We start from the raw sequence: 7,330 nt of genomic DNA, 5'->3' as shown, positions 1-7,330 counted from the left end.
TTGCATGATTATGGCTATTTATACAGGACACAAGATGATTTCTGGTAAAAGTAGGAAGAAAAAAGAAGTTTCAGTAGGATGCTTCGTCTGAATTCATCTGCAATCTCCGTCATAATAAAAATATCTCCATCATTTCAAAAGAGAATGCTGGAGATATTTCGCCTTGCTTATTCTTGTAGTAACCAATCGGCTATATCGGGAGTATCCCAAAGTTTGTGTAAACCTCCAAACTGATGTTTTCGCTTAATAGAATCGACATCTCATGGTTATCAGATCAATCCCAAATTGAATGTTTTTACGAATATTCAGCTTTTTGAGCGCAAATGGAGGATGGCTTTGAATGCTCCATCAACAGAGACAAAGGCGGAATTGCTGAAAAAGGCTGTTGACCTTTATAATGGAGATTTACTTCGTTCTGCCAGTTCAGAGCATTGGATTATAAGACAGTCTGTACATTATCAGCATCGCTATATTGGTGCAGTGACAGAGCTTTTGAAAACGCTGCATCAGGATCAGGATTATCATTGCGTCCATCGGTATGCGGCAAAGGCACTGGCGATTGTTCCGCATAGTGCAGATATTTATTATTGGCTGATTCATGCGATACATAAGCAGGGACACACTGAGATTGCCAGAAGTGAGTTGCGGACAGCTAAGCATAGACTACTTGATGAGGATTATGCGATGCTGGAAAACAGACTGTCTGTGGAAGCGAATATGACGTAAGAAATGCCGGAGGTGCAGTTATCCCTCCGGCATTTTCGTCCCTTACAAACTGAAAGTTGTTATTGTAAATCATTTTTTGATATTTCAATCGATGGATAGTGTTCTAAACTTGTTAAGTCAACATCTAATGGAGTAACGTATTCCATATAAAATTTTTCAGGATTTTTATCTTGCAATTTTTTAAGTTTATTCTTAATTTTTTCCTCCTCTGTAGAAACAAAAACCACTGATACTACTCCTACCTTTTCACTTGGATTCATTCTGCTATCTTCAACATTTCCACATAAAATCATTCTAACTGTATTCATAATAATCCTCCTCCACATATAACTTACGATTTGCACTTCAAATCGTTTTCTTCATTCTATCACAACTTCTATTGATCCGCCATCAGTCTTTCGAACCAGGTATTCATAACAATGCTGAACTGGCCTGCTCCTGGCAATTCTTGCAGCATTTCGTCAAGAGTTTTCTGTTTCACATATTTCTGCACATACACCCGCTATATCGTAAATTACGATTCCTTCATAGCTATATTGGGGATGTTTGGTTCTAGCAATAATCATTTTCGGATAAGCATCTCGAATCTGAAGCCGAGGAAAGCATTCTCTCTCAAATGTTTACTGCCCGGAAATGTTGTCGCTGATCTGAATATAAAACTTCTCGTTGCTTCTCTGAGCAACAAAGTCGATTTCCTTTTGATAGAGCTTGCCGACATAAACATTATATGAAAATAGATCATACGCCCTGTTTTTGCAATATTTTATCTTGCGAATTTATCATTGTAACGAATATGCATATCTTCCCAATCCATGAACAATACATAAAATACTTTCCCGTATTGCGGGCTCTCTGTAATTCTTCCATGATCAAGAACAGAAAAATAAGTTCCGTCAGCTTTTCGAAGATGAAAGTGAATATAGTCATTTTCATTGCCATTGTCAATCTGTTCCCAGATACTTGATTCTATCTGTTGCTGTTCATCTTCACGAATCAAGTTGCGAAAACTTTTCTCAGTAAGTTTGAACAGTTCATCTATATCTTTATATCCGGACATATGAAGAAATTCATCATTTGCAAAAAATAGTTCATCATCTTCTTTGTCAGCTCTGTATATGATGAATGCACCTGGAAGATGTTCCGCGATATCCTTGAATGCAAATCCAAGTTGTTTGCGGGCACCTGACCGAAGTCCTTCTCTGTAGACCATACATCCATTTTTTCCATGAAGCTTTATTTCATAAAGAGCGGCATCTGCGCAGCGCATGAGTTGTGAACGATTGGATGCAAATGTTGGATATTCTGCATATCCTAGAGAAATATAAAATGCATGTTCCTTACCATGGTATGAGAATGATTTAGGAAGTTTGGTGAATTTCTGCAGCTGTATATCTGCTTCTGCAAAGGTACAATTTGGTAAAAGAATGCAGAATTCGTCACCACCATTTCTTCCAAGTAATGCATCGGATGGGAAAAAAGTCTTCATGCTGTCTGCAAGACTCTTTAGTGCTCTGTCTCCGTAATTATGTCCATAGATATCATTAATAAACTTGAAATCATCGATATCAAGGAGCGCAGCCACAAAATGTGCTTTTGGATTTTTTTGAATCATTTTTTCTGCAAATTCATCAAATCCATAGCGGTTATAAATATTTGTAAGAGAATCTGTATGCGCCAGTATCTGAAAGTTTTTCTTATGTTCTTTTGCTACTAACCATACTCTGGTAAGAACTGACAGGAGAAGGCTTATTGTAAGAAAAATTCCGATGATGATTATCAGTAATGTGTTATTTCTCCATCCACTTTTAGGAGTTACTTCAAATTTCCAGTTTTCATCTCCTATTGTAAATGTATAAGAAACAGGACGATTTATTTGCCCATCTGATTGATAAACCACTTTATAAGTATCACTCCATGGAGCGTTTGTTTTTGAAATTTTGTATTCGTATCCAAAATTTGAAAGTGCACTGATTGCATCTGAAAAAATATCCGGAACACGCAGGATAACAATAGTAAATCCCCAGAAATACTCATGTCCGTTTTTATCTTTCAGGTATACGGGATTGCGGACTGCAATTCCATATCCTCTCTGTTTTAATTTGAAGGGGCCCTGCGTAATGATTGTATGGTTGTCTCTTGCGTAACAGGAAATTTTTCCGCGGTCTTTATCATGGATCAAATCAATCTTACCTGCCTCATTTTCATTAGCCGGATAAATATCTGTAACAACACCATTAGGAGCGAGCTGTACACTTTCAATAGAATCAGACATAAGATTTCCTGCAATTGTTTCAAACTGATGGATGTCGCCATCTTCACTTATTAAGATTTGCTTCAAGGTATCTGTGATCCCAATTCCATTTGTAATTTCATTCTTTATTCGTTCGCCATAGGTGGCTACGTTTAATTGTGCTGTTATGTGTCTCTGCTCTTTTTCGTGGGTGTCTGTTTTGTATACAATCAAACTAATAAGGCATATGCCCAGTAAAAAAGTGATAAGAGGCACAAGTGTTTTCTTTTTCACTTGGTTCACCTCATTTTGTCCATGGGAATTATTATAATAAAGCATTATATCACAGAAGTTGAAAACAGAATAAGTTTTTTGAAAAAAACGAACTGTGCAAAATCTTTATACATCTATGACAGAAGAATGTATATCGATAGGAATTTGTGAAATCTATATATTTTAAGAAGGAGCCTTCGCTTATTCGAAAGCTCCTTTTCTGCATACCTTACTTTTTCAGCCTTAAGCCATCTCGAAATACTTCGCCCACACACTGTCGCTGACCTGAATATAAATCTTCTCGCTGCCTCTCTAAGCAACAAAGTCGATTTCCCTTTGATAGAGCTTGCCGACATAAACATCATATCCACGGCGAAGAAGCTCGATGCAAACGATGTTTTCATATACTCTGCCATAATCCATATACTGTCTGCTAATAGTATATACAAGATGTCGCTTTCAAAAATACAAAATTTTTTATTTTTTGAAAGTGGTGACTATGTAAAGACAACCCGATTCTTTACTTAATTTCATGAAAAATGTAAAAATCTAATGTTACGAGTTTCTTACGAGTTGCATTAAAAAAACTCGCAAGAAAACTCGTAATAAAAAAAGTAAAAAAATTTGCTTTTGACCACTGTAAAACATGCTCTGAGCGTTTCGTTATATGAAGGAATAATTTTTCTTTCATATTTCAAGGAAAAGAGGATAAAGAAATGTAAGAGAAGAGATGTTATACAGTTCAAGAGTTACAGGAAATCTTAGGAGTCAGCAGACCTACGGTTTATAACCTTTTAAAGAAAAAGGAATTCCGGTGGATCCAGTTGGATGGCGGAAAGTATCGCATCTCAAAGAAGAGTTTCGATGACTGGCTCGATAACAATGAGCATGATAAGGAGTATTATTTCGGAGACAGACGATTTGATGAGCAGCCGGAGAGAGAGTAAACGGGCTGATAAAGAAAACAGGTAACTATTTAGAACAAAAAGGGCAGTAATGGAACAAAAACCATTGCTGTTTTTTTAATTCCGGGAAATTGTTTCTGTCAACCAGACAAATATGAACAAATCCGTCAAAAATGAGTAAAACACTTTCTGAAGCTTATTAAATTTTGAAAACAAACCTTATTTGTGGTGGAAAAATATTGTGCTATATAGATAAATGCAAGAAACAAATAAGCATACTAATTGTTGAAAAACACTATAAAACATGATATTATGGAAAAGAGTATGAATAATGTAGAATATTTATAAGAAATCAGATATTAAAAAGGAACTGCCATTTGAGGAGTAAGGGATGGAATACAGAGTTGGTGAAATGGTATTTAATGACTGGGAGATTGTCCGGGAGATTGGAAGTGGAGCCAGCGGCCAGGTATGGGAGATTGTAAAAAAAGATCATGATATTTCCATATCGTCGGCCCTGAAGGTGATCCATGTCCCCAAGGACCCGTCATTGAAGAGAACCCTTTACGGTGATGGGATGGATGAGCGGTCCATCACGACTTTTTTTCAGGATATGGTCGATGATCTGACAGATGAGATCAAGATCATGACGGATATGAAGGGCTTCCCTCATATCGTAAACTGCGAAGATTATAAGGTAATCCGGTATGAGAATGAGATTCAGTGGGATATTCTGATCCGGATGGAGCTTCTGATGCCGATTCAGGCTTATATACAGGAGAATGCGATTTCTGAGGCGGATGTCCTGAGGATGAGCAGGGAGCTGGTGCAGACGCTGGAGCTCTTTGAGAGCAAAGGCATCATTCACCGGGATATCAAGCCGGACAATATTTTTGTCGATAATTACGGCAATTTTAAGATCGGCGATTTTGGTATCGCGCGGATCTGCGACAAGGCGTCGGCGGATCTCTCCAAAAAAGGAACGGAAAACTATATGGCGCCGGAGGTTTTTCACGGAAAAGATTACGACCATACGGTGGATATTTACTCTCTGGGACTGGTTCTGTATAAGCTGCTGAACAACAACCGGCTGCCTTTTTACCCGGAGACCGGTTCTTATTCGGAGTGGGATATGCAGCAGGCCCTCATCGACCGGCTGAGCGGAAAGAAAGAGCTGCCGCCGCCCTGTGCGGCTTCGGAGGAGTTTGGAAAAATTGTCCTTCGGATGTGTGCCCACGATCCCGCAGAGCGGTATCAGAACGCGAAGGAGATTCTGGAGGATCTGGAGCAGATCACAGGTTCAAAAGAGAACATTGCGGGTATGGCTGTGGCTCCGGAGACAGCTTCCGGCAGCAGCTCCAGCAAAAGCCTGGATGAGACCAGAGCCATGTTTCAAAAGGATGTGTTTATTTACGATGCAGAGACCGTGAAGAAGACTTCGAAGACAAACATCACGGGAAACAGCATCGGAAAATCCACCACCACCGGCACGACGCCGCCTCTGGAGAAAAAAGAAAAGAAACCGGAGACCCCGCCCAAAAAGCCGGAAGCAAAGAAAGAGCCGAAAAAAGAACCCGTCAAAGAGAAAAAATCAGATAAGAAAAAGGTAATTCTGCAGGGCCTGGCAGGCTCCGCGGTGGCCGTTGCGGTGCTGGCTTATTTCCTGACAAACCAGACCTACACGCTGGCTGTGGAGGACGGTTCCGGCTCCGGAAAATACAAAGGCGGCCAGAAGGTCACAGTCACAGCGAAGGACGTGGACGGTTCCACCTTTGTAAAATGGGAGATCGACGGAAAGCTTTCCCTGACAGATGAGGAGCTCTCTTCCCAGACGATCAGCTTCAAGATGCCGCGGCATAAGATTCAGCTGGCTGCTCTTTACGATGTGAACAGCCATCAGGTCATCATTAACAACGGCTCGGGCTCCGGCGAATATAACGTGGGAGAGGAGATCACGATCGTGGCTGATGACCCGGCAGCAGGCAGTGAATTTGCCGGCTGGGACGTGGAAGAAGGCACGGTCTATCTGGAGCATGCGGACAAGCAGAAGACAAGCTTTGAGATGCCCGATGACGAGCTGGAGATCACGGCCACCTATAAGACTCTTTCTTATGAGCTTCAGGTGGAAAACGGCCAGGGCGGCGGCACTTATGATTTCGGAAAAACCGTGAGAATTACCGCCCAGGAAAAAGCAGGAGCGACCTTCAAGGGCTGGGTGGTAAAAGAAGGAGAGCTGGAACTCTCTGAGGAGGAAGCCGCGAGCCCGGAGCTTACGATCTCCATGCCGGCAGCGGATGTGGTCCTTGCTGCCGAGTATGACCAGAATCAGCATCAGGTGACAATTAATGGCGGAAGCGGTTCCGGCAGCTACCTGGTGGGTGAAACGGTAACTCTCGTTGCCGATGAGGCCGGAACAGGAAAAGAATTTACCGGCTGGGAAGTGGAAGAAGGAGCAGTCTCCATCCAGAATGCGAATAAACAGAAAGCAAGCTTTGAGATGCCAGACGGAGAATTGGTCATCAATGCGATTTTCAAGGATATCGATTATAAGGTTTCCGTCAATGACGGGGATGGTTCCGGAACCTACCATTACGGGGATCAGGTGCAGGTGACGGCGAAGGATTCCAACAACGGCGTGCCTTTTTCCCATTGGACCATCGATAAGGGAACGCTGGAGATCAGCGACCTGACCGTGCAGAACCTGACCTTTGCGATGCCGGCGGAAGAGGTGGCCATGACCGCTCATTACGCTCAGGAAAAATTCACCCTGAAGGTGGACGGCGGAAAAGGCAGCGGCATGTACGATGCCGGAAGCACCGCCACGATCACTGCCGACGAGACGGATGCATCAGGCGTTCCTTTTGCCAGATGGGAAGTGACGGAAGGTTCCGTGACTCTGGAAAATGCAGAGAGCAGAGAAACTTCCTTTACGATGCCTTCGGAAAAAGTTTCCGTCAAAGCCGTGTATGAGGCCGGAGACCGCTACAGCGTGATGGTCTTTGGCGGAACCGGCGCCGGAATCTATGAGGAAGGCGAGATCGTGACCGTCACGGCGACAGAGGAGCCCGGCAAAAAGTTCAACTGCTGGTATATCTCCGCAGACGGCAGCGAAACAGTAGAAAATGACAACGCCAGCTTCTCCTTTGAGATGCCGGCAACGGACCTGATTATCACAGCAATGTACGACCTGGAATAG

Annotated in this window: 5 protein-coding genes and 3 pseudogenes; 4 read left to right on the top strand and 4 right to left on the bottom strand. The window is 42.3% G+C overall.

Going from position 1 to position 7,330, the window contains the following annotated elements:
- Nucleotides 1-4 precede the first annotated feature (4 nt).
- Nucleotides 5-91 carry a DUF6219 family protein gene (locus LKD71_RS15435; protein ID WP_227616126.1) on the top strand — a complete coding sequence of 29 codons (87 nt, stop codon included), beginning with the start codon at nt 5-7 and terminating at the stop codon, nt 89-91.
- A gap of 194 nt (nt 92-285) precedes the next feature.
- Entirely contained in the window at nt 286-726 is a 441-nt protein-coding gene (locus LKD71_RS15430) for a bacterial transcriptional activator domain-containing protein (RefSeq protein WP_255633109.1), read from the top strand.
- A gap of 59 nt (nt 727-785) precedes the next feature.
- On the opposite strand, the gene LKD71_RS15425 is transcribed toward LKD71_RS15430, so the two are convergent.
- From LKD71_RS15425 to LKD71_RS18595, 4 genes and pseudogenes are all read right to left on the bottom strand, one after another.
- Nucleotides 786-1,034, bottom strand: a complete 249-nt coding sequence (locus LKD71_RS15425) for a hypothetical protein (protein WP_003697696.1) — start codon at nt 1,032-1,034, stop codon at nt 786-788.
- 153 nt (nt 1,035-1,187) lie between these two features.
- A pseudogene (locus tag LKD71_RS15420) lies at nt 1,188-1,454 on the bottom strand (hypothetical protein); the annotation flags it as partial.
- Nucleotides 1,455-1,489: 35 nt separating this feature from the next.
- A complete protein-coding gene (locus LKD71_RS15415) occupies nt 1,490-3,250 on the bottom strand; it encodes a diguanylate cyclase domain-containing protein (RefSeq protein ID WP_227616122.1) in 1,761 nt (586 codons plus the stop codon).
- 294 nt (nt 3,251-3,544) lie between these two features.
- A pseudogene (locus tag LKD71_RS18595) lies at nt 3,545-3,658 on the bottom strand (ATP-binding protein); the annotation flags it as partial.
- A gap of 293 nt (nt 3,659-3,951) precedes the next feature.
- Here LKD71_RS18595 and LKD71_RS15405 point away from each other — a divergent pair.
- Nucleotides 3,952-4,176 (top strand): annotated as a pseudogene (locus LKD71_RS15405) (helix-turn-helix domain-containing protein); the annotation flags it as partial.
- A gap of 349 nt (nt 4,177-4,525) precedes the next feature.
- A complete protein-coding gene (locus LKD71_RS15400) occupies nt 4,526-7,330 on the top strand; it encodes an InlB B-repeat-containing protein (protein WP_227616121.1) in 2,805 nt (934 codons plus the stop codon).

The organism is Fusicatenibacter faecihominis (assembly GCF_020686945.1).
Classification (GTDB): domain Bacteria; phylum Bacillota; class Clostridia; order Lachnospirales; family Lachnospiraceae; genus Limivivens; species Limivivens faecihominis.
The sequence above is the reverse complement of the archived record's forward strand: the minus strand, read 5'-3'. Positions and strand labels throughout refer to the sequence as shown.

Coding starts and splice junctions, on each gene's coding strand:
- LKD71_RS15400 (WP_227616121.1), top strand. CDS start 4,526: ATGGAATACAGAGTTGGTGAAATGGTATTTAATGACTGGGAGATTGTC.
- LKD71_RS15435 (WP_227616126.1), top strand. CDS start 5: ATGATTATGGCTATTTATACAGGACACAAGATGATTTCTGGTAAAAGT.
- LKD71_RS15425 (WP_003697696.1), bottom strand. CDS start 1,034: ATGAATACAGTTAGAATGATTTTATGTGGAAATGTTGAAGATAGCAGA.